The 19,069-nt window shown below is 66.7% G+C and carries 17 protein-coding genes; 11 read left to right on the top strand and 6 right to left on the bottom strand.

All coding sequences use genetic code 11. From position 1 onward, the window contains the following. Positions 1 to 70 precede the first annotated feature (70 nt). Complete coding sequence (locus V8686_RS03890) at positions 71 to 1,216, bottom strand: glycosyltransferase family 4 protein (protein WP_379702651.1); 1,146 nt, start codon at positions 1,214 to 1,216, stop codon at positions 71 to 73. A gap of 113 nt (positions 1,217 to 1,329) precedes the next feature. On the opposite strand from V8686_RS03890, the gene V8686_RS03885 reads away from it, so the two are divergent. Genes V8686_RS03885 through V8686_RS03870 form a run of 4 tightly spaced genes read left to right on the top strand, consistent with a single transcriptional unit; the run spans position 1,330 to position 5,336 of the window. Beyond that, positions 1,330 to 2,610: a sulfatase gene (locus V8686_RS03885; protein ID WP_379702650.1), complete on the top strand. Its 1,281-nt coding sequence runs from the start codon at positions 1,330 to 1,332 to the stop codon at positions 2,608 to 2,610. Positions 2,611 to 2,659: 49 nt separating this feature from the next. Then, positions 2,660 to 2,869, top strand: a complete 210-nt coding sequence (locus V8686_RS03880; protein ID WP_379702649.1) for a hypothetical protein — start codon at positions 2,660 to 2,662, stop codon at positions 2,867 to 2,869. Positions 2,870 to 2,901: 32 nt separating this feature from the next. After that, positions 2,902 to 4,173 carry a sulfatase-like hydrolase/transferase gene (locus tag V8686_RS03875; RefSeq protein WP_379702648.1) on the top strand — a complete coding sequence of 424 codons (1,272 nt, stop codon included), beginning with the start codon at positions 2,902 to 2,904 and terminating at the stop codon, positions 4,171 to 4,173. Beyond that, positions 4,170 to 5,336, top strand: a complete 1,167-nt coding sequence (locus V8686_RS03870) for a glycosyltransferase family 4 protein (RefSeq protein ID WP_379702647.1) — start codon at positions 4,170 to 4,172, stop codon at positions 5,334 to 5,336. Before V8686_RS03875 ends, V8686_RS03870 begins: the two co-directional genes overlap by 4 nt. 10 nt (positions 5,337 to 5,346) lie before the next feature. Here the strand turns inward: V8686_RS03870 and V8686_RS03865 are convergent, their stop codons facing one another. The 4 genes from V8686_RS03865 to V8686_RS03850 form a co-directional block, all read right to left on the bottom strand. Further along, positions 5,347 to 7,539, bottom strand: a complete 2,193-nt coding sequence (locus V8686_RS03865; protein ID WP_379702646.1) for a hypothetical protein — start codon at positions 7,537 to 7,539, stop codon at positions 5,347 to 5,349. 40 nt (positions 7,540 to 7,579) lie between these two features. Next, positions 7,580 to 8,659, bottom strand: a complete 1,080-nt coding sequence (locus V8686_RS03860; RefSeq protein ID WP_379702645.1) for a glycosyltransferase family 4 protein — start codon at positions 8,657 to 8,659, stop codon at positions 7,580 to 7,582. Positions 8,660 to 8,739: 80 nt separating this feature from the next. After that, the gene (locus tag V8686_RS03855; RefSeq protein WP_379702644.1) at positions 8,740 to 9,669 is read right to left on the bottom strand and encodes a glycosyltransferase family 2 protein; all 930 of its coding nucleotides are present in this window, start codon (positions 9,667 to 9,669) and stop codon (positions 8,740 to 8,742) included. 131 nt (positions 9,670 to 9,800) lie between these two features. Continuing rightward, entirely contained in the window at positions 9,801 to 10,727 is a 927-nt protein-coding gene (locus V8686_RS03850; RefSeq protein WP_379702643.1) for a polysaccharide pyruvyl transferase family protein, read from the bottom strand. Positions 10,728 to 10,834: 107 nt separating this feature from the next. Here V8686_RS03850 and V8686_RS03845 point away from each other — a divergent pair, with 107 nt between their 5' ends. From V8686_RS03845 to V8686_RS03815, 7 genes are all read left to right on the top strand, one after another. Further along, the gene (locus tag V8686_RS03845) at positions 10,835 to 11,791 is read left to right on the top strand and encodes an alkaline phosphatase family protein (RefSeq protein WP_379702642.1); all 957 of its coding nucleotides are present in this window, start codon (positions 10,835 to 10,837) and stop codon (positions 11,789 to 11,791) included. Between the two features lie 33 nt (positions 11,792 to 11,824). Then, positions 11,825 to 12,529 (top strand): glycosyltransferase family 2 protein, encoded by a 705-nt coding sequence (locus V8686_RS03840; protein ID WP_379702641.1) that lies wholly within the window; start codon positions 11,825 to 11,827, stop codon positions 12,527 to 12,529. Between the two features lie 37 nt (positions 12,530 to 12,566). After that, positions 12,567 to 14,012 carry a lipid II flippase MurJ gene (locus V8686_RS03835; protein WP_379702640.1) on the top strand — a complete coding sequence of 482 codons (1,446 nt, stop codon included), beginning with the start codon at positions 12,567 to 12,569 and terminating at the stop codon, positions 14,010 to 14,012. Positions 14,013 to 14,078: 66 nt separating this feature from the next. Continuing rightward, entirely contained in the window at positions 14,079 to 14,711 is a 633-nt protein-coding gene (locus tag V8686_RS03830; RefSeq protein WP_379702639.1) for an acyltransferase, read from the top strand. Between the two features lie 76 nt (positions 14,712 to 14,787). Next, positions 14,788 to 16,359: a DUF58 domain-containing protein gene (locus V8686_RS03825; RefSeq protein ID WP_379702638.1), complete on the top strand. Its 1,572-nt coding sequence runs from the start codon at positions 14,788 to 14,790 to the stop codon at positions 16,357 to 16,359. After that, complete coding sequence (locus tag V8686_RS03820) at positions 16,352 to 16,978, top strand: hypothetical protein (protein ID WP_379702637.1); 627 nt, start codon at positions 16,352 to 16,354, stop codon at positions 16,976 to 16,978. The genes V8686_RS03825 and V8686_RS03820 overlap by 8 nt, the downstream gene beginning before the upstream one ends. Further along, positions 16,975 to 17,877, top strand: coding sequence for a hypothetical protein (locus V8686_RS03815; protein WP_379702635.1), 903 nt, complete (start codon positions 16,975 to 16,977; stop codon positions 17,875 to 17,877). Before V8686_RS03820 ends, V8686_RS03815 begins: the two co-directional genes overlap by 4 nt. A gap of 27 nt (positions 17,878 to 17,904) precedes the next feature. On the opposite strand, the gene V8686_RS03810 is transcribed toward V8686_RS03815, so the two are convergent. Next, on the bottom strand, positions 17,905 to 19,005 hold the full coding sequence (locus tag V8686_RS03810; RefSeq protein ID WP_379702633.1) for a DUF1616 domain-containing protein: 1,101 nt from the start codon (positions 19,003 to 19,005) through the stop codon (positions 17,905 to 17,907). Positions 19,006 to 19,069 lie beyond the last annotated feature (64 nt).

Here is a 19,069-nt window from a genome sequence, read left to right as displayed (position 1 = left end):
CGTCAGTAACGTCGGAGCGTAGTAAGGGTCCCGGCTCCGGCGGAACGGTGCCGGCGTGGACGGAGACCGGCTACCACTGACCCGTGATGGCCCGCCTGTAGGCCGACGTCGCCTGCGAGGCCACAGTGTCCCAGTCGTAGCGTTCGGCCCGTTCGGTCGGATCTCCCGGAGGACGCGCCCCGCGGAGCACCGCATCGAGCGTCTCCGACAGCGCGTCGACGGTCGGATCGACCAGGAAGCCGGCCTCGCCGATGGCCTCGTCGGCCGCGGAGTCGGGGTGGTCCGCCGCGACGACGGCACAGTCGGCGGCCATCGCCTCGGCGAACGTGATGCCGAAGCCCTCGCGGGTAGAGGGTGAGACGAAGGCCGTCGCGGCGGCCATGTGCCCGAGAACGTCGTCGTAGTCGTCGAGAAAACCGAGGAAGTCGACCCGCTCGGCGTGGGACAGTCGGCTGGCCCGTCGCCGAAGCCGTTCACGCTCCGGACCGTCACCGACGATTCCCAGGGTCACGTCGTGTTCGGCCGCCACCCCGTCGAAGGCGTCGAGCAACAGTGCGACGTTCTTGTTCCGGGTCAGCCTCCCGACGAACAACACGTCGTAGCCCGTCGCCCCTTCGGGGAGCGTGGCCCTGCGAATTCGCGCGACGTCGATCCCGTTGGGGACGACCGCGATCTCGCTCCGGGGCGGACCGATCCGCGCGAGACCGTCGGCAGTTCCCTCGGAGACGGCGATCGGATACTGTGGGACGCGGGCGGTGACGCGTTCGACGAGTTTGCCGCCGAGGGCGAGGCGGCCGAGGTAGTCCTCCCAGTGCTCGCACCACACTTCGTGCCACGTCGTCACCACCGGTGTCTCGGTGCCGAGACTCGCGAGCGTGGCGGCGAGAACCGGGAAGTAGGGGAACACGGAGACGACGAGGAGGTCGTGATCGTGCCGCGCCGATCCGGCTCTGAGTGGACGGACGAGCCGAGCACCGAAGTCGATGGCTTCGGTGATCGAACGTCGGTCCCCGGTGTAGAGGTCGGTCTCGGCGGCGACCGCACGGAGGGTCATCCCCTCGTGAGTCGTCTCGGGGGGGCCGTCCCAGAAGTGACGGGCGTACACCGTGACGTCGTGTCCGTCGGCGGCGAGTCGGGTTCCGATCTCGTGAACGCGCTTTTGCGCACCGCCTTCGACGAACGGGTAGACCACGTTGGAGACGAACCCAAGATCCATCAGCTGGTTGAACGGTATGTACGGTCATTGCAGTTTCGGTGGGGGCCGACACCGGAGCGAGGATTTCGTGTTGGTAAAGAAATATAAGTACACCAACCATCAGTCGGGACGTAATGTCCGCCGACTGGGAGCACGTGATCCTTCTCTCGGCCGACGCGCTCCGGCCGGACCACCTGTCGTGTTACGGATATCGGCGTGAGACGTCGCCGGTCCTCGACGCCCTCGCTGCGGAGAGCGTCCGCTTTACCGACGCCTACAGCGCGAGTTCACACACCCGCGAAGCCGTCCCGTCGCTGCTCACGGGCGAGTATCCCGACACCGCGGTGGGGGCCGGCTACCGACTCGAGACGGAGACCGTCGCCTCGACGCTCGCGGACGAGGGGTACGCGACCGCCGGCTTCCACTCCAACCCCTTCGTCTCGCGAGCCTACGGCTTCGGTGAAGGGTTCGATACGTTCGACGACGACATCCGGTTCGGGACGAACAAGTTCCTCGCGCTCGCACAGCGGGCGCTCGACAAGCTTCGGAACCGACACTACGCACGGGCGTCGGAGATCAACGAGCGAGCACTCGACTGGCTCGACTCGGTCACCGGCGACTCCGTCTTTCTCTGGAACCATTACCTCGATACCCACGGCCCGTACGAACCCCCGAGCGAGTACGCGACTGCGTACCGGGAGGCGACCGTTCCCGACCGGCGCGCCCAGTCGCTGTACCGCCGGGCGATCCGGGAGCCGGCGTCGATCACTGACCGAGAGCGCAGCCTCCTGATCGACCTCTACGACGCCGAGATACGGTACAACGACGCGCGGATCGGGGAGTTCCTGGCGGCGCTCCGGGACCGGAATCTGCTGGACCGCTCGTTGCTGATCGTCACCGCCGACCACGGCGACGCCTTCGGCGAACACGGCTACTACGGACACCCCCGATACCTCCACGAGGAGGTGATTCGGGTCCCCTTGCTCGTCCGGCCACCGGGCGGCGCCAACGGGCGGACCGTATCGACGCCGGTGAGTACGCTCGACGTCGTCTCGACGGTCGAAGACGGGCTGGGACGGCCGGCCGGCCCCGACCGAGCCTCGTTGCTCGACCCGCTCCCCGAGGATCGCTCCGTGTTCGTCCAGGCACGGGGTGAAGACGACCACGAACACCTGCGACGATACGCCGTCCGGACGGCCGAAGGGGCGTGTGTCTGCGAGCGGGACCTCACTACCGACACCGTCGAGTTCGGTCCCTGCTCGGGGCAGCCGCTCCGCGAGCGACTGACCGCCCACGTCGCCGAGCGCCGCCGGGCCGAGGCGGGCGAGACGAACGTCGACGGGGCCGGCGGGGTCGGCGACGACGTAGACGACGCACTCGAACGCCGGCTGAGCGCACTCGGGTACAGGGAGTGAGCGTGCCCCGGAACCACCGCGCCGCCGCGTCGGGAGGAGGGCGGCACCAGTGACGGACGTGACGCTTTCGGAGGACCTCGTCGAGCGTCTCGAGCGCCGCGTCCAGCACACCGACTTCGAGAGCGCCGACGACTACGCCGAATTCGTACTCTCCGAGGTACTCGCACGCATCGAACACGACGTCGAACGACCGGAGGACGGGGCATCCCGGGAGGCAGTCCGGGATAGGCTCCAGTCGCTCGGCTACCTGGAGGAGTGAGCGTGACGGGTGAGCCGAGAAATATCGTGCTGGTGACGGTCGACAGCTTGCGAGCCGACCACTGTGGCTTCCTCGGATCGGAGTGGCCACTGACGCCGACGATAGACCGTCTCGCGGACGAGGGCGTGTCCTTCCGACAGGCCATCGCCCCCGGCCCCAGAACGCCATCGTCACTACCGGCCCTGTTCACGGGCGAGTTCGTCTCCCACGACGAGGACTGGCGAATGGCCGACTGGCAGGGACGCCAGCGACGGATCGGTACACACATGTCCCGGTTCACCCACCTGAGCGAGCGGTTGCGGCGACGGGGCTACGAGACGGCCGCGTTCACCGCCAACCCGTGGACGACACGGGAGAGCAACTTCCACCTCGGCTTCGACGAGTTCGACGAAGTCAGCGCCGACGGCGACGTCCCGTCGGAGCGTCTCTCGGACTCGTGGCTGTTCACCCTCGCCGACCGGGGGTTCGAAGCCCTCCCGGTCGATCCAGTCGGCTGGTCGAACAAGAAGGAGTGGTTCTCCCAGTGGTCCGGCTACTTCGAATCGATCCGCGAGCGCCTCCACGGGCTCTCGGAGCCGTTCTTTCTCTGGGTGTTCATCCTCGACACCCACCAGCCGTACATCACGCCGCGCCGATTCCGGGCGGAGTGTTCGGCGTGGGAGATGTACTACTCGGTGCTGCGATACTGGCGGGGGGAAGTCGCCGACGCGGCGCTCCCACCCCACGCCCGGTCGATGATCGCACGGACGTACCGGGACGCGGTGCGGTCCGTCGACGGGTTCGTGGAGGCGCTGACCGAGGCGACCGACGCGTACGACCCGATCACGGTCTTTCTCTCGGATCACGGCGAGGCACTCGGCGAACACGGTAACTTCGGCCACGAGCGAACGCTCTACGAGGAGAACCTCCGGGTCCCGTGTTTCGTCCACGGGGTCGGTCGGTCGGCCGCCGTCCGCGAGCAGTTCCCGTTGCGCGTGGCGTCGGATCTGGTCGTCGATCTGGTGTCCCCGACGGAATTCGAACCGGAGGCGTACACCCGACAGTTCGTCGTCTCGACGACCGAGAACGGCCACCGAACGGCGATCAGAACGGCTCGGTGGAAACTCGTCGTCGGCGACGGTCCCGACCGACTCTACGACCACCAGTCGGACCCGGCGGAGTCGAACGACGTTCGTGCGGCCCATCCCGCCGTCGCGTCCGCGCTGCGTGACATCTACGACCGCCACGAGGCGACACAGGCGGAGAAGGCGGCGACCGAAGCGGCGACCGAGGCACTGGTGACCGAGGAGTGGGGTTCGCTGTGAGCGACGGCCTGCGGATCTGTCTGGTGACGAAGATGTACCCGCCACGAACGGGTGGTGGCGCGACCTACGCCTACGAACTGGCGAACGCGCTCGGCGAACTGGGCCACGACGTGGACGTCTACACGCAGGCGGTGCCCGGCGAGGACGGGGTGGCGTCGACACATCCCAACGTGAGCGTCACCCGCATCACGAAGGCGCGGCCGCTCGTGGTCGTCTCGACGCTGTATTTCAGCGTTGCCTGTCGACTCCGGATCGACTTCTCGGCGTACGACGTCGTCCACGGCACGCTGATGCCGGCGTCGACCGTCGCGTTCGGTCCGTGGTTGCTCCGGTCGATCGATGCCCCGCTCGTGTTGACCAGTCACGGCACCTCGCTCGACGAGGCGCAGTCGGTCGATCCTCACCGTCCCGTGGACTATCTGTTCCGGTACGTCTTCCACCCCATCAACGTCCTCATGGACGCGGCGAGCGGTCGGTTCGCCGACCGCATCATCGCCGTGAGCGATCACACCCACGAACAACTCCGCGACCGCTACCGGTTCGACGAATCGCGCCTCGTGACGATCCCGCCCGGAATCGACGGGCAACGGTTCCGACCGACCGACGAGTCCCATCCCGCAGTCGACGAGGACCGCGAGTCGATCCTCGTGCTCAGTCGGCTGGATCCGCGGAAGGGTATCGACGGGGCGGTGCGGGCGTTCGCCCGCCTCGACCGACCCGAAGCGGAGTTGCTGATCGCCGGGACCGGACGACTGGAGTCGTCGCTGAAGGACCTGGCGACGGCGCTCGGGGTGCGCGAGGACGTTCGGTTTCTCGGCTTCGTCGACGGGGAGACCCTCCCCGCGCTGTACTCCGCCGTGGACCTGTTCGTCCTCCCGTCGGAGTACGAGGGCTTCGGCATCGTGTTCATGGAAGCGATGGCCTGTGGGACGCCCGTGATCGGAACCGACGTGGGCGGGGTTCCGACGGCGGTCGTAGACGGGGAGACGGGGTATCTGGTGTCGCCGGGGGCGGAGGACGAACTCGCAGCGCGGATGGCCGATCTCCTCGACGATCCGGAGCAGTACGCGTCGATGGCGGCGAAGGCGCGAGAGTGGGCCGGCAGACACGAGTGGAAACGGATCGCGTCCCGCGTGGAGCGGACGTACACGCGACACCGGTAGGTTGGACGTCTCACCGACCGTCGGCGTTGTAGTGGAGTTCGTCCACACCCGTGGTGTAGACGGTACTGGTGGTGTGGAAGGCAGGGAGCGGCCGGTAGGCGTAGTAGGTGAAACCCTGGTAGCCGTAGGTGTTCGTGCCCGTGACCGTATCCGGTTCGGAGAGGTAGACGTACTTCGCGTTCCGACTCTCTTGGGCGTTCAGCTGGGTGAACCCGATCGGCGAGGCCCGGGAGCCCTCGTAGAGTTGCTGGAGGAAGGTGCCGAGTGCCGTCTTGTGGACGGTGGCGTCGGCGGGCAGGTGGGCGAGCATGAAGTTGGTGGCTTCGATGCTGTTTCTGTGGGTCGCGACGCGGTAGTAGCTGAAGCGTTCGAGCGTCGATCCCGACGCGACGATCCGGTCGCCGTCGATGGTGGGTTGCGGGGAGACGTCGTGGGTCACGGTCGCAGAGAGGAGTCCCGAGGTCACCACCAGAAGGACGAACAGGGACGCGAGCGCCGGACGAGAGCCGACACGCGGATATCGGGTCGACCGCAACAGCAGGATCGGGAACGGCGCCAGCAACATCATGACGAGTCCGAACGTTCGGCCGGCGCTCAGTATCTGGGGGCCGAACGAGAGGGGGAAGAGGAGGTAGATGCCGGCTACGAGGTGGATGTAGTTCGAGTCGGAGAGGGCACGCCCGGACAGTCCGGCACAGACGGAGCGGTTCAGCCACCGCTCGAGACGCTCGCCGAAGGGGAGTCCGTGTGCGACGTACCGGAGGTAGACGACGCCGAGTCCCAGCGACGTCAGGACGCCCACCAGGAGGTGGCCGTAGAGCATCACCTGATACGACAGCGAGGGCATCCGGAACGATAGCGACCGGCTGGCGGTGCTCGAACTCGTCAGGAACACCTCGCCGGAGACGGAGTTGTAGAGGACGCCGACGACGAACTCGAAGGTGCCGTTCGTGAGATACAGATACCAGACGACGGTGAGTACCGCGTACAGGACGACGCGCGGAAAGGGGAGCACCGACGCCCGCTTTCGGCGGAGGAGCCGAGACGCCACGGCGTTGAGAGGGTAGGCGAAGAGGAGAGCAAACAGCACCAGTGGGCCGATGCCGTAGTGGGAGGCGATGACACCCCAAAAGAAGGCGAGTGCGAGGAGGGAGCGGTACGGTTGCGGGAAGTCGTCGTCGAGAAGAACGAGCAGTAACAGGGCGGTGAACAGAATCGCGGAGCCGGTTCGGGTGTTCCGGCCGAGAAGCTGGTACGTCCGCGGGAGGAAGATGTAGAGCGTCGCGCTCAGAAAGGCCACGTCTCTGGAGAAGTAGCGCGCGGTGATCGCGTAGGTGACGACGGGCACCATCGAGAACAGTAGCGGGTGGACGAGCTTGAACTCCCACAGCAGACTCGTATCAAGGACCAGCGTGTACAGCGGGTGGAGCACGCCGATCCGCGGCATCGCCGCCTTGCCGCCACCGGGGACCCAGTAGCCGTTCTGTACCACGTTCCGTGCGATCTGATACTCGATCAGTCCGTCCCCGCGGCCGAGGTACGTCAGGATGACCGTGTTCTGCAGGACGAGCGCGAGCGAGACGGCGGCGATGGCGACGGGGTAGTACCGCCCCGTCTCGTCGTAGCGGTAGACTCCGACGGGGACGAGCGCGACGAGGAAGACGGTCAGGAGGGTGAGGCCGTTGAACCCCGCACGGTTGATGAGGAGGGCACCGGCGACGGCCAACACCGGGACGGTCACGAGGAGACAGAGCGTTCTGGGGTCGTAGGCACGCAGCGTGTGACGGCGGGGCGTCCGGTCACCGGCGTACCACACGACACCGGTGAGGGCGCCGAACAGCCCGACGTAGAGCACCGAGAGGGTCGGTTGCTCGAACGGCCGGACGTCGGGGAGCACGCGTAGAGACAGGGCGTTCAGCCCCCAGCCGACGAACATGGACAGCGAGACGCTGAAACCGACGGCGTACAGGTAATCGACCGGGCGAAACTCGTCGGTGACCGATTCGAGAATCAGATACCCCGGGACGAAAGAGAGGAGGACGAAGCCGAGGACTCCCCTGACGACGGCGATACCGGGCACCGCCACGGGAAGTAGACTCACGGAGTAGGTGACCAGGACGAACGCGGAGAGTCGGACGGACCGTGGCGTCGTCGGCAGTCGCAGGGAGGCGCCGAGACGGGACGCCGAAAACGGCGCGCTCATCCGCCCGGTTCACCACCTGGAAGACGGGTCGAGTGCATCGCTAGCTCCTCCCGATGGCCGCGGCGAGCCGCTCCTCGAACGCCGCCCGGTCCCCATCGGCAGCCAGGAACGCGTCCTCGACGGCGGTCGCGGCGGGTATCGAGTCGTAGGCGACGACGGGCGTTCCGAACCGGTCGGCCTCGGAGAGAGGTAGTCCCCAGCCTTCGGAGAGCGAGCAGGTCGCGTACACGTCGCTCCGCTCGTAGAGGCCGGCAAGGGTCTCGTCGTCGACGAACCCCGTGAGCCGGACGCTATCGCCGGCACGCTCTCGGATCGTGCGGGAGTAGTCGTCCATGGTCGCTTTCCCAACCAGGACGAGCGTGCAGTCGTCGACGTCACTCGTGACGGTCCGGAAGGCGTCGATCAGTTCGTGGACGTTCTTTCGCGGGGAGAGTCGACCGACGTGGAGGACGACCGTCTCCGAGGCGTCGAGGTCGAACCGGCGCTCGATCTCCGCCCGGGACGCGACACTGGTGAACCGCGAGTCCGGGACGCTGTTCGGGACGACGATCACGTCCCGCCCCGTCTTCGATTCGAGATAGGCTCCCGAATCCTCGCTCACTGCACAGAGGTAGTCCGCGCGCCTGACCGCGACGTTCCGGGTCTCCAAGTGGTGTTGGAGCGTTGCCCACAGCTTCGCCACCCCGTCGAAGAGGTCCTCGGAGGCCTGCGACGGATGCGACCAGAAGGTGTAGACGGTGCCGTGGACGAGGGAGGCGAGGGAGCCCAGCACCGAAAAGGGGAACCGGTGGGCGACGACGAGATCCATCTCGCGCATCCGAGAGAGGAACCGCCATCCCGAGGGGGTGAACGGGGCGAGGAGTTTGTCTATTTCCTTGTACGGCGTCGTCTCGAACCGACCGTGTTCGTAGAGCGTGACTCCGTCCGGCGGCTCCGTCGTGGCCGTCAGCGTGTGTATTTCGACGTCGTAGCCCTGGCGTGTGAGTTCGAGGGCCTGCTGTTCGATCACTCTCGCGACGCCGCCGGTGTCGCTGTACGACGTGCCACAGATGGCTATCGACCGGACGTCGGCGGGGACGTCCGCGACGAACTCGACGACCGAGGGGTACTGTTCGTGCATGGGACGGTTACTGTAGGCCGGGGTCGGGAGCGCGTGGCGGGGAGACGGACGGATGCTGCCCGCGAGGGTGACGGGGGCGGTTAATAGATCCGTCCCCCCAGTTCGTTGACGCGGCTGATCGTTCGATCCGAGATCGGATCGCGATTCGCCAACAGCCAGCGGAGGTCGGAGAGCAGGTCGGCGTAGGCGTCGAAAAGCAAAGAGAGGTCGCCGCCGGATCGGATCAGCAACTGCGTCGTCCAGAGAAAGAACGAGAGCACGACGTACCGGGCGGGATGGTTGCGGATCGACATCGAAAGGCGATTGGTCAGGTTCTCCTTCAGAATCTTGTCGCCGGTGAACCGGCCGGCGGGGTCCTCGTAGTGGATCACACGGCAGTCGGGCGAGTAGACGATGTCGAAGCCGGCATCGAGCGCCCGGAGGGAGAAGTCGAGTTCCTCGGAGCCGTAGTCGAAGGTCGGTGGGAACCGACCGATCGTCTCGAAGACCTCGCGGTGGATCGCGTTGCCACAGCCGGTGAACGTCGTCACGCGGGTCGGGCCGTCTGCTGGCGGTTCCCGCATCGGCGGTCGCAAGAGAGGGACGCGTTCTTGCAGGTCGCTCCCCGGGAGGGGGAACTCGACCGTGTCGTCGGGACCGTTGACGACCTTCATCGCGACGATACCGACGTGGTCCGGTTCGAGCAGTCGGACCACGTTGGCCGTCGTCCGAGGGGACGCGAAGACGGCGTCGTCGTCGACGGTGACGAGAATCTCGCCGTCGGCCAGCTCGTACCCCAGATTCCGTGCTCTGATGACGCCAAGCCGCTCGTCGACGTGGTGATACCGGATGGACTCGTGCTCCGAGAACCGGCCGTCCTCGAACAGCTCGGGGGTCGAATCCGTGCTGTTACAGACGACGACGATTTCGAAGTTGTCGTAGCTCTGGGACAGCACGGATTCGATCACCCGTGCCAGCGACTGCCGGCGATTGTACGTCGCGATCACGTACGAAACGAACGGGCTGGACACCGTGCCCAGTAGTATAACTCAAGCTGACTTAATGGTTCGCTGTTATGTGTTCGCAGGGAGGGGGCTCGGCGCCGGCCGACAGTACCGCGACCGAGCGCGATTCGTGCCGGTTTCGGACGAGTGGGGGAGCATCAGGGGTCCGGAGTTCCCGCCGACGGATCGACGAACTCGATCCGGTCGTATTCGGAGAGCGAGTACTCGTACACGCCCCGATTCTTGTGGTAGGCGTTCCCGTAGAAGGTGACCGGCTTCTGCAAGATGACGGCGAGCGTCGCCACGTGGAGTCGGTCCGTGTACACTCGACTCGCCCGCGCCACCGCCTCGACGAACCCCGCGAGCGAGTCCCGAGTGTCGCTGATATCCTCTTCGACCGTCTTCACGCCGTCGAGGTCGGGAGTCGCGTGGGAGCCGACGGACTCCTGATCGGACCGGAAGGCGAGGAGCGTGTAGTCCTCGGTCCCCTCACCGGCGATCAGATCGGACCGATCGAGATATAACGCCGTATCCGGCGAGAGGTGGACGCTGACGGAGGGACAGTCCGCGAGCGCGTCCCTCATCGCGTCGTAGCTGTACCGCTCGCGACAGAACAGGGAGACGTCGTTCGAGACGTTCCGAAAGAGCGCCGCCGGATCGGTGTCCTCGAAGAGACAGCTGTGTGGCCCGACGATCACGTCGGCGTCGAACATCGCCGTGGCAGTCCGAAAGGCCTGCACGGCACCGCCCCACAGGTCGTTGAAACTCCCCCCACCGTGGATGTATATCGTATCGAAATCGCCGCGGAGCTTGTACCGTACCCAGAGCGGGGCGGCGAGTGCCAGTCTGGCGAGCGTTCGTCCGTTCGTGTAGTCGGCCCCGGTCAGCGTCACGTCGCCGACGACGTCGACGACGTCGACGCCGCGTTCCCTCCCGAATCGCGTGTACGGGACGCCGAGCGCGTCGAGTCGTTTGCGGAGGCCGGTGTGAATGAGCGTATCCCCGTGGTTACCGGGTGGGGGGATCAGTAACAGCGTCTCGGGTTGGCGGTCGAGGAGCAGCGATTCGAGCGGGGTCCGGTCCATACCCGCCGTTCGTTCCCGTTGTAGTTAAGTAATAGTCATGTTCGGACACGCGGGCGCGACGTGTACGCCAAAACATATATTATAGCCCAGATGTTCAAATAGAGTACATGAACCGGAAGCGGGCGCTCAAACAGCTCTACGCGACGTATCTCTTCTTCTGGTTGGTGGCAACGTCACGCCGGCCGGTCGGGACGAACGTCTTCGAGCGGGAGTGGGACGTGTTACTGATCCTCGATACGTGTCGGACGGACGCGTTACGGGAGTTGGGACCGGAGTACGAGTTCATCAGGGACGTCGAGGAGATCTGGTCGGTCGGAAGCACGTCAAAGGAGTGGATCGAGCAGACGTTCACGACCCAGTACGCATCGGAGATACGGAACACGGCGTACATCACGGGAAACCCCTTCTCGAATACGCTGTTGGGCGATCGAAAGCGAACGAAGTACGGCACGACGAACGAGACGTGGATCGAAACGGTCGACTGGAGTGCGGCGTTCATCCGTGACAACCTCGTCGATCCGGACGAGTTCGGGCACATCGAGCCGCTGTGGGTGGACACCGAGTCGGACGCGCGCGTCGCGGACTCACAGAAACCGGAATCGATCACGAACCACACGATCCAAGCGGCCCGAAGCGGCGAGTACGACCGCGTGATCGCCCACTACATGCAGCCGCACTCGCCGTATTTCGCCTCCTCGAAGGAGTACGATCAGCTGCTGGAGTACGAGAAACATCCGTTCGGCGCGCTGAAAGACGGGACGGATCGGGAGACGGTGTGGGCGGCGTACCTCGAGAACCTGCGATACGTGCTAGACCACGTCGAGTCGCTCCTGGAGAACGTGGACGGGGACGTGGTGATAACTGCGGACCACGGGGAACTGTTCGGCGAACATCGGATGTACTACCACATGCCGGGCAATCCGCACCCACGACTCAAGCGAGTCCCCTGGCTTCGAGTCGAGGCGAGCGACGAACGGACCATCCGCCCGGACGTGACACTGGACGGCCGGGCGGGCGCTCCGGAAGCCTCCGAGAAACAGCTAGAGGCGCTCGGATATCTGTGAGCAGATGAACGGGATCGCTCGGTCGTGGGAGACATGACGGTAGAACGCCCGGTGACGCACCCGAATCCAGCCGTCTCGGTAGTCATTCCGACGATTCCGGAAAACGAGTTCGAACTTCCGCCCACGCTTCGACGGCAGACGATCGGTCGATACGAGGTGATCGTGGTCTCCGATGCGTCGATAGACCGGTGTGAGGCCCGAAATCTGGGGATGGAGTGTGCCACCGCGGACATCGTCGCACAGACCGACGACGACTGCCGCCCCCCCGAGGAGTGGCTAGAGCGCGTCCACGCGCACTTCGAGCGGGACCCGGAACTGGTTCTGCTCGCGGGGCGTCTCGATAAGCATCGCTCCGGCCCACACCAGTACGTCGGCGCGAACCTGGCCTACCTGCGGGAGGAGGCACTCGACGTAGGCGGGTTCGACTCGGAACTGGCGGGATGGCGCGCGGACACCGACTTCGGCTGGCGAATGGAGATCACCTACGGGACCGACCGGTGTGCGTTCGATCCCGACCTGGAGATCGAACATATCGGGCCGTTGCGAACGAGCGTCGACAGGAATCTCGAACGGAAGCTCCGGGACCGGTATCCACACCGGTACTTCACGTACCTCCACCGTCCGAACGTCCCGTTCGGGTGGTGGATCGGCGCGTCGGTGGCGCGGCTCTATCGACTCTCACCTCGACTCGGAGAGGGACTGCTGACGCTGTACAAGGCCTGTCGGGCAGTCACGTGACCGACACAAGGGGACGTTCCGAAGTGGAGGCGGGACGATGAACGTCGCGAAATCGAGCCTGAAAATCTTCGGTGCGCGGGTCTGCAAGGCCGTGTGTAGCTTTTCCGCGGTCGTGGTCTTCTCCAGAGAGGTCGGGGCGGCGCCGCTCGGGACCTACTACCCGTTTCTGGCACTGCTCGGAATCGTCGGACTGCCGGCAGGGCTGGGACTCGCACACGCCACACAAAAGCGGATCAGCGAGGACGACGACTCGGCCGCCTATCTCGGGACGGCAATCGTACTCAAGCTCCTGCCGTTGCTCGGTGTCGCCGCCGTGAGCCTGGCCGCAGGCGACTACGTCAACCGGTTTCTGGGAGCGGATCTCGTCACGCTGTTCGTCGCGACGCTGCTCGTCAGTTCGGTCGGCGATTTCGCACTCGGCGTCCTCCGTGGGGAGTTACGCGTCGGCGAGACCGCCATCCTGGAGGTGATTCGCCCGCTCAGTTGGCTCGTCGTCGGCTACCTGCTCTACAGACAGGGATACGGCGTCCGGGCGCTCGTGTACGGCTACTTCGTCGGGTCGGTGCTCGTGGCGACGATCGGGTGGTGGAAGGTGTCGACACCGGTCGGTCGGCCGACGGTCGAGCACGCCAGGTCGTTGTTCGAGTACGCACGGTTCAGTGTGATCTCGTCGATCGGTGGCTACTTCTACAGTTGGACGGACGTGGGCGTCCTGACCCTGTTCGTCGTCCTCGGGGCAGGGGTGACCCGAGCCGACGTCGGCGCCTACGAGAACGCGTGGCGGTTGTCCCTGGTGGTCACGCTGTTCGGCAAATCCATCGCCACCACACTCTTTCCGCAGATCAGCCGCTGGGACGCGGAAGACGCGACCGAAAAGATCGAATCCGCGATTCCCACGGCACTGCTTCCCTCGCTGTTGGTCGTCGTCCCCGCGTTCGTCGGGAGCATCGTCCTCGCGAAGGATCTGCTCGGTGTGTTGTTCGGTCCCGAGTTCGTCGTCGCGTGGCTGGCGCTGATCGTGCTGGCCGGCGGGAAGATTCCGGAATCGGTTCACATCCTGCTCACGCAGGCGCTCAACGCCATCGACCGCCCGGATCTGGCCGCCTACGCGTCGATCACGTCGGCAGGGCTCAACCTGCTTTTGAACGTCGTCCTGATCTGGCAGTTCGGCCTCGTCGGCGCCGCCGTCGCCACGACGGTCTCGTTCGCTCTGAACACCGCCATCCACGCACACTATCTGACACAGTTTCTGGAGCTTCGACTCCCGTTCCGAGAGGCGGCGTGGAGCGTGGTCGCCTCCGCCGTCATGGGTGGGGCCGTCTACGGCGTTCGGACGCTGATCGAACTCGAAACGGTCGTTCAGTTGTTCGCGATCATCCTGTTCGGTGCGGCCGTCTACGCGACGCTCGTCCTCGCGTACGGTCCCGTTCGGATGGAGGCCAGACGGACCCTCGGACCGCTGCTGTCCGAGTACTCCCTCTAGAGCGGACACGGCGGACTGGCGCCGGACGGGGCAAACAGTTTTCATATTCGAGGCGACAGTTCGAGCATGGACCCACGAACGCTGGTGGGACGACTCGGGGTCAGGGGCACCCTGAAGTCGGTCTATCACTCGTATCGCCACACGGGCTCGCCGAACGCGCTGGTGTTTCACTCGAACGTCGTGACCGACATCGCACCGGCGACGACGTTCGACATCGGAAACCGGTTCGAGGTCGGCGTCAGCAACCCGGGGGCGTCACACCCGCGGATGGTACGCTCGGCCGTCACCACGACCCCCGATAGCTCCGTGACTCACGAGGGGACGGAAGCGGCCAGGATCGGTCCCGGATCGGTCGTCCACGTCGAGGGCGACTTCGAGATGGGCGATTCCTACATCAACTCACACGCGCGCGTACTCTGCGGGGAGGCGATCACGATCGGTGACGGCGTCGCGATCGCCTGGGGCGTCGAACTGCTCGACGACGACCGACACCGGACGGGCGACGGTCCCCGGACGGCACCGGTCCGGATCGGCGACCGGGTCTGGATCGGTCACGACGTCTCGATCAGCAAGGGCGTCTCTATCGGGGAGGGAGCCATCGTGGCGAGCAACAGCGTCGTCACGGCCGACGTGCCGGCCGAGACGCTCGTCGCGGGATGTCCTGCGTCAGTCCGCAGAACGGACGTGGAGTGGTCGTAGGTCGGTCGTCGGCACCGACCGGCGACGCGGGGTGTCGGGGTGATTTATGATGCTCGGGAAAAATAATCGAAACGACATGCGAGGAAGACGCCGATTCTGGGCCACGGTCGCGTCCGCCGGGATACTCGTCACGCTCGGCGTCGCCGCCACGAACCCGGTGTTTCTCGCCGGCGGCGTCGGCCTGGGGCTGTGGCTGCTCGTCCACCAAGTCGAGTTCCTCCGGCGGGCACGGCGCGTCGCCGACGGCGGCGTCGAGGTCACGACGGTCCGGGACCGTATCGCCGTGGGCGACGCCGTCGTCGTCCACCTACGGGCGTCGCTGGACGTCTCCCCACCGTTCGACCTGACCGTCACACCGAACCTCCCGCCCAGCGTCGAACGGCCCGAACCGGAGCCGACGCTCTCGCTCGCCGCGAGGACCCGAACCGGCGAGACTGCGTTCGAGGCGACGAGCCGCGTGGTCGGCGAACTGATCGTCGGCCCGGCGGTCGTCGGACTCCGGGATACGGGTGGCTTCTTCGCCGGAGCCGTCCGGGGCGGCGACTCGTCCCGTGTCGACGTCCGGCCACGCACCCCTCGGAACCTGCACGTCGGGGAGGGCGGGCAACCGCTCACCAGCCGCTACGGGGAACACAACGCCGGCGTCACCGGGGCCGGCCTCGAACCGTACGAGATTCGGGAGTACTCCCCGGGCGATCAGCTCTCTCGAATCGACTGGAAGGCGACCGCTCGTCTCCACCACCCACACATCCGCGAGTTCGAACGCACGACGACACACGAGACGGCACTCGTCGTCGACGCCCGGACGACGATGGGCGTCGGAAGCGAGGGGGAGACCAAACTCGACTACCTCCGGACGGTTGCGCTCTCCGTGGTCAACACGGCCGCGAGCTTCGACGATCCGTTGGGGCTGTACGTCGTCGGCGACGACGGGCCGACGACGGCGCGCGATCCGGCGGCCGGGATCGACCAGTACGACTCGATTCGCGGGCATCTACGGGGGCTCGACGCGACCGATCGGGCGGCGGGGACGGATGCGGGGGCGGCGACCGAACCGCTCGCACCGAGTCGGGCACGAACCGTGGCGTCGCGTCTCGACGAGGCCGGGACACGGCTCGGAGCGACGCTCGGCCCCTACTTCGAAGCGACACCGGAGTACGTCGGTCGGCTGCGCGACCGACCGCTCTTTCGGGCGGTCCAACTCGCCCACGCCCGCCTGCGGAGCGGGTCGTGGACGATACTACTCACGGACGGAACGAACCGGACGGAAGTTCACGAGGCGGTCAAGCTGGCACGGCGGAACGACGGGCACGTACTGCTCTTTCTCGCGCCGTCGGTACTGTACGAGCCGGGAGCGCTCGCGGAGCCGGATCGGGCGGCCGAACGCTACCGGGCGTTCGAGGAGTTTCGGCAGTCGCTCGCTCGTTTGGATCGGGTCTCCGCGTTCGAGGTGGGACCGGGCGACAGACTCGAAGCGATCCTCGACCGCCACGACACGGCGGCCCGCCGCGGCCGTGACGCCGACGCCGCCCGAGCGGCCCGGGCGAGCCGCCGGTACCGGGAGTCCGGTGAGACGCCACGACGAGGACTGGCGTACGCCGAAGACGACCCGATACACCGTGAGACGGAGGACCGTCCCGATGACTGAGACGCGCCCCGCCGGCAACGAGGACGGATACAGCCCGATCAGCCGTCTGGAGGACCGTTCGGAGCGGGTCGCCGAACTGCTCGCGCTTCTCCTAGTACTCGCGGGGCTGTTCGTTCTGGGGGGACACCTCGCCGGTGTCGCCGGTATCGTCCTCGTCGGTCTCTGGCTGTACCTCCGCGTCGAGTTCGTGTTCGCGGCCGGAACCGTCGCCGTCGCCGGCCTCGGCAGCCAGCCGACCGCGGTCGGAACCGTGCTCGCGATGACGGGACTCGCCGGTCTGCTCGCCGTCGCCCTGGCACGAAGCTGGCAGTCGGTGATCCCAGTCGTCCTGTTTCTGGCGCTGTTCGCGCTCGTGGGCGGTGGTCTCCTCCTCAGCCACCCCGTCGCGGCGCGCTGGCTCGCCACCGGGATGGCCGTCGCGACGATTGGCACGGCGTACGGGCTTCACCGGTACGAACGGGGCGGACTGCGAGGGGTCGACACGCACGGCGACGGCGACGGGGACCGACTCGAATCGGCGGCCAGCGTGGGCGGCCCGCCCGGAGCCGGGAACGGACGTGCCGGCAACCGGGGGAAAGACGGCGTGACTGGACGGAGGCAGGGTGATCGAGACCGATGAGCACGTCCGAGGACGGCGTCGACGGCGAGCGGTGGCAACCGGGCAACGGGGACCGCGGGACGCGAGCGTTCGACGACGCGTCGCTTGCCGACCTCGACGCCGACGAGTTGCCCGCGCTCGTGGCGGAGCTACGGGCGGAGAACCGTCGGCTTCGCGAGGAGTACGCGCGAGCACGCCGGACCGAGTACCGCAATTCGGCGATGGCACTCTTCGCGCTCGGCCTCCTGGCCGTCGCCGGCGCGCTTGCCCTCCCCGTCGGACGGGAAGTCCTCTTCATTCTCGGCTCGATCGGGCTCTTCGGCGGCACGATGACGTGGTTTCTCACGCCGGAGCGACTCGTCACCACGACGGTCGGCCGATCGATCTACGAGTCGGCCGCCGAGACCGGAAATCGACTCCGGGACGAACTCGGGCTGCAGGAGACGGCGGTGTACGTGCCCGTGAACCGGAGGCCGGTGAACGGAGTGCCGGTTCGGCTGTTCGTCCCGCAGTCGCCGGAGTACGAACTCCCGTCGGTGGAGGCGCTGACCTCGCTGTTCGTCCTCCCCGACGCGACGGCGAAACGTGGCGTCGCAGTGCGACCGACCGCGTCCCGTCTGATCGGGGAAGTCGAGAAGTCGACCGGCGGCATCGCCAGCGACCCGTCGGAACTCACGGTTCAGCTGGCGGACGCCCTCGTCGAGCAGTTCGAACTCGTCGACGGGGCCGAGCCGGCGGTCGACGCGGAATCGGGACGGATCACCGTTCGCGTCCACGGTTCCGTCTACGACGGATTGACGGGGTTCGACCACCCGGTCCCGTCGGTTCTCGGAACGGGGTGTGCGGTCGGTCTCGACCAGCCGATCACGGTTGAAGTGACCGAAAGCGAGGACGACACGCTCGTCACCTGTCGGTGGTGACGCGACCGCGGGATGGGTCGGGGGCCGTCACGCACCTGCGTGTCGGGGCGACGACGTGGAAACACCCGTGGAGTGAACGGAGGCGGGGGCCGTCCCGTTGGTCGGCCCCGGCGCAGTCACGTTCACCCAGAGGTGGAGGCTCCGATACGCGTTTCCGGACGTCGGTCTCTGCGGCGGATCACCGCGGTAGAGAAGGTAGGCGAGACGGAGTCCGTCGCCGGTCATCGTCGGCGCGACCCGATGAGATCGACGCCAGGTTTCGGTGGTCGGCACCGTCGACGAGAACCGGCTGACGCGCTCCGCCTCGACCACGTGCGTCGAGTTGTTCGCGATGCGGACGCGTTGAATCTGGATCACGACGGTGTAGGGGACGGTCTCGTGTTCGTGATTGCCGACGCCGACCACCAGCGACCGCGGTTCGCCGGCGACGAAGTCGGTCGGGTAGCCGTCGGCGACGAGTTCGCCGTCCTCGGTTTCGGTCAGCAGATAGAACTCGCTGAACGCCTCGCCGCGTTCCGGGCCGGCAAGAGCGTACCCGAGGCTGCTCGTGGCGAGTACCACACTCAGGATCACCAGGGCGCTGAGCAACACGTCGGCGCGTGTCTCGGGGGCGAACAGGGCGGCCCGTACCGCGGCGAGCCAGCGCTCGTACGGAAGCCGAAAGCGCTCCTCGGGCGGGAGTGCGTCCCGTCGCCTGGCGCCGACGACGGTCACGGCCAACGTCGCCACACCGACGACCACCAGCGTCGACGTCAGCCGAGGAACCCACGGAGTGAGGGTCGTCGCGCTGCCGGCGATGCCGGCGAGAGCGACACTCGCCCCGAGGGAGAGAGCGGCACGCTCGACGCCGTCGACGCCACGTCGCGGCGTCGACTCGCCGGCGACAGGCTCCCCGTCGTCGGCTCTTGCGTGCGGGAAGAGTGCGGCGACGAACGCGTACCCGGGAGCGAACACGAACGAGACGGCGAGTGCCCGGACCACCGCGTCCGGGACGCCCGGCAGCACCGACGCGAGAAGCACCACGACGACGAGGGTAACGACGATTCCGAGGTCTGCGGGCAACGTCCTGAGGGTAGAGAGACCCCCGTGCCGGTCCGATCCGGCGTCGGTGTCGGCGTCGGCACTCATCACCACGGTATCGTTTGTAGAGTGACAAAAATTGGTCGGCTGTCACGGCGTCCCGACCGGCCGC

It is taken from the genome of Haloplanus litoreus, from assembly GCF_045690335.1.
Lineage (GTDB): Archaea > Halobacteriota > Halobacteria > Halobacteriales > Haloferacaceae > Haloplanus > Haloplanus litoreus.
Note: the sequence above shows the minus strand (reverse complement) of the source record. Positions and strands in the feature narration are given on the sequence as shown.

Excerpts from the sequence above, each read along its gene's own strand:
- V8686_RS03890 (WP_379702651.1), bottom strand. The coding sequence starts at position 1,216 with ATGGATCTTGGGTTCGTCTCCAACGTGGTCTACCCGTTCGTCGAAGGC.
- V8686_RS03885 (WP_379702650.1), top strand. The coding sequence starts at position 1,330 with ATGTCCGCCGACTGGGAGCACGTGATCCTTCTCTCGGCCGACGCGCTC.
- V8686_RS03865 (WP_379702646.1), bottom strand. The coding sequence starts at position 7,539 with ATGAGCGCGCCGTTTTCGGCGTCCCGTCTCGGCGCCTCCCTGCGACTG.
- V8686_RS03860 (WP_379702645.1), bottom strand. The coding sequence starts at position 8,659 with ATGCACGAACAGTACCCCTCGGTCGTCGAGTTCGTCGCGGACGTCCCC.
- V8686_RS03850 (WP_379702643.1), bottom strand. The coding sequence starts at position 10,727 with ATGGACCGGACCCCGCTCGAATCGCTGCTCCTCGACCGCCAACCCGAG.
- V8686_RS03845 (WP_379702642.1), top strand. The coding sequence starts at position 10,835 with ATGAACCGGAAGCGGGCGCTCAAACAGCTCTACGCGACGTATCTCTTC.
- V8686_RS03840 (WP_379702641.1), top strand. The coding sequence starts at position 11,825 with ATGACGGTAGAACGCCCGGTGACGCACCCGAATCCAGCCGTCTCGGTA.
- V8686_RS03835 (WP_379702640.1), top strand. The coding sequence starts at position 12,567 with ATGAACGTCGCGAAATCGAGCCTGAAAATCTTCGGTGCGCGGGTCTGC.
- V8686_RS03830 (WP_379702639.1), top strand. The coding sequence starts at position 14,079 with ATGGACCCACGAACGCTGGTGGGACGACTCGGGGTCAGGGGCACCCTG.
- V8686_RS03825 (WP_379702638.1), top strand. The coding sequence starts at position 14,788 with ATGCGAGGAAGACGCCGATTCTGGGCCACGGTCGCGTCCGCCGGGATA.
- V8686_RS03820 (WP_379702637.1), top strand. The coding sequence starts at position 16,352 with ATGACTGAGACGCGCCCCGCCGGCAACGAGGACGGATACAGCCCGATC.
- V8686_RS03815 (WP_379702635.1), top strand. The coding sequence starts at position 16,975 with ATGAGCACGTCCGAGGACGGCGTCGACGGCGAGCGGTGGCAACCGGGC.
- V8686_RS03810 (WP_379702633.1), bottom strand. The coding sequence starts at position 19,005 with ATGAGTGCCGACGCCGACACCGACGCCGGATCGGACCGGCACGGGGGT.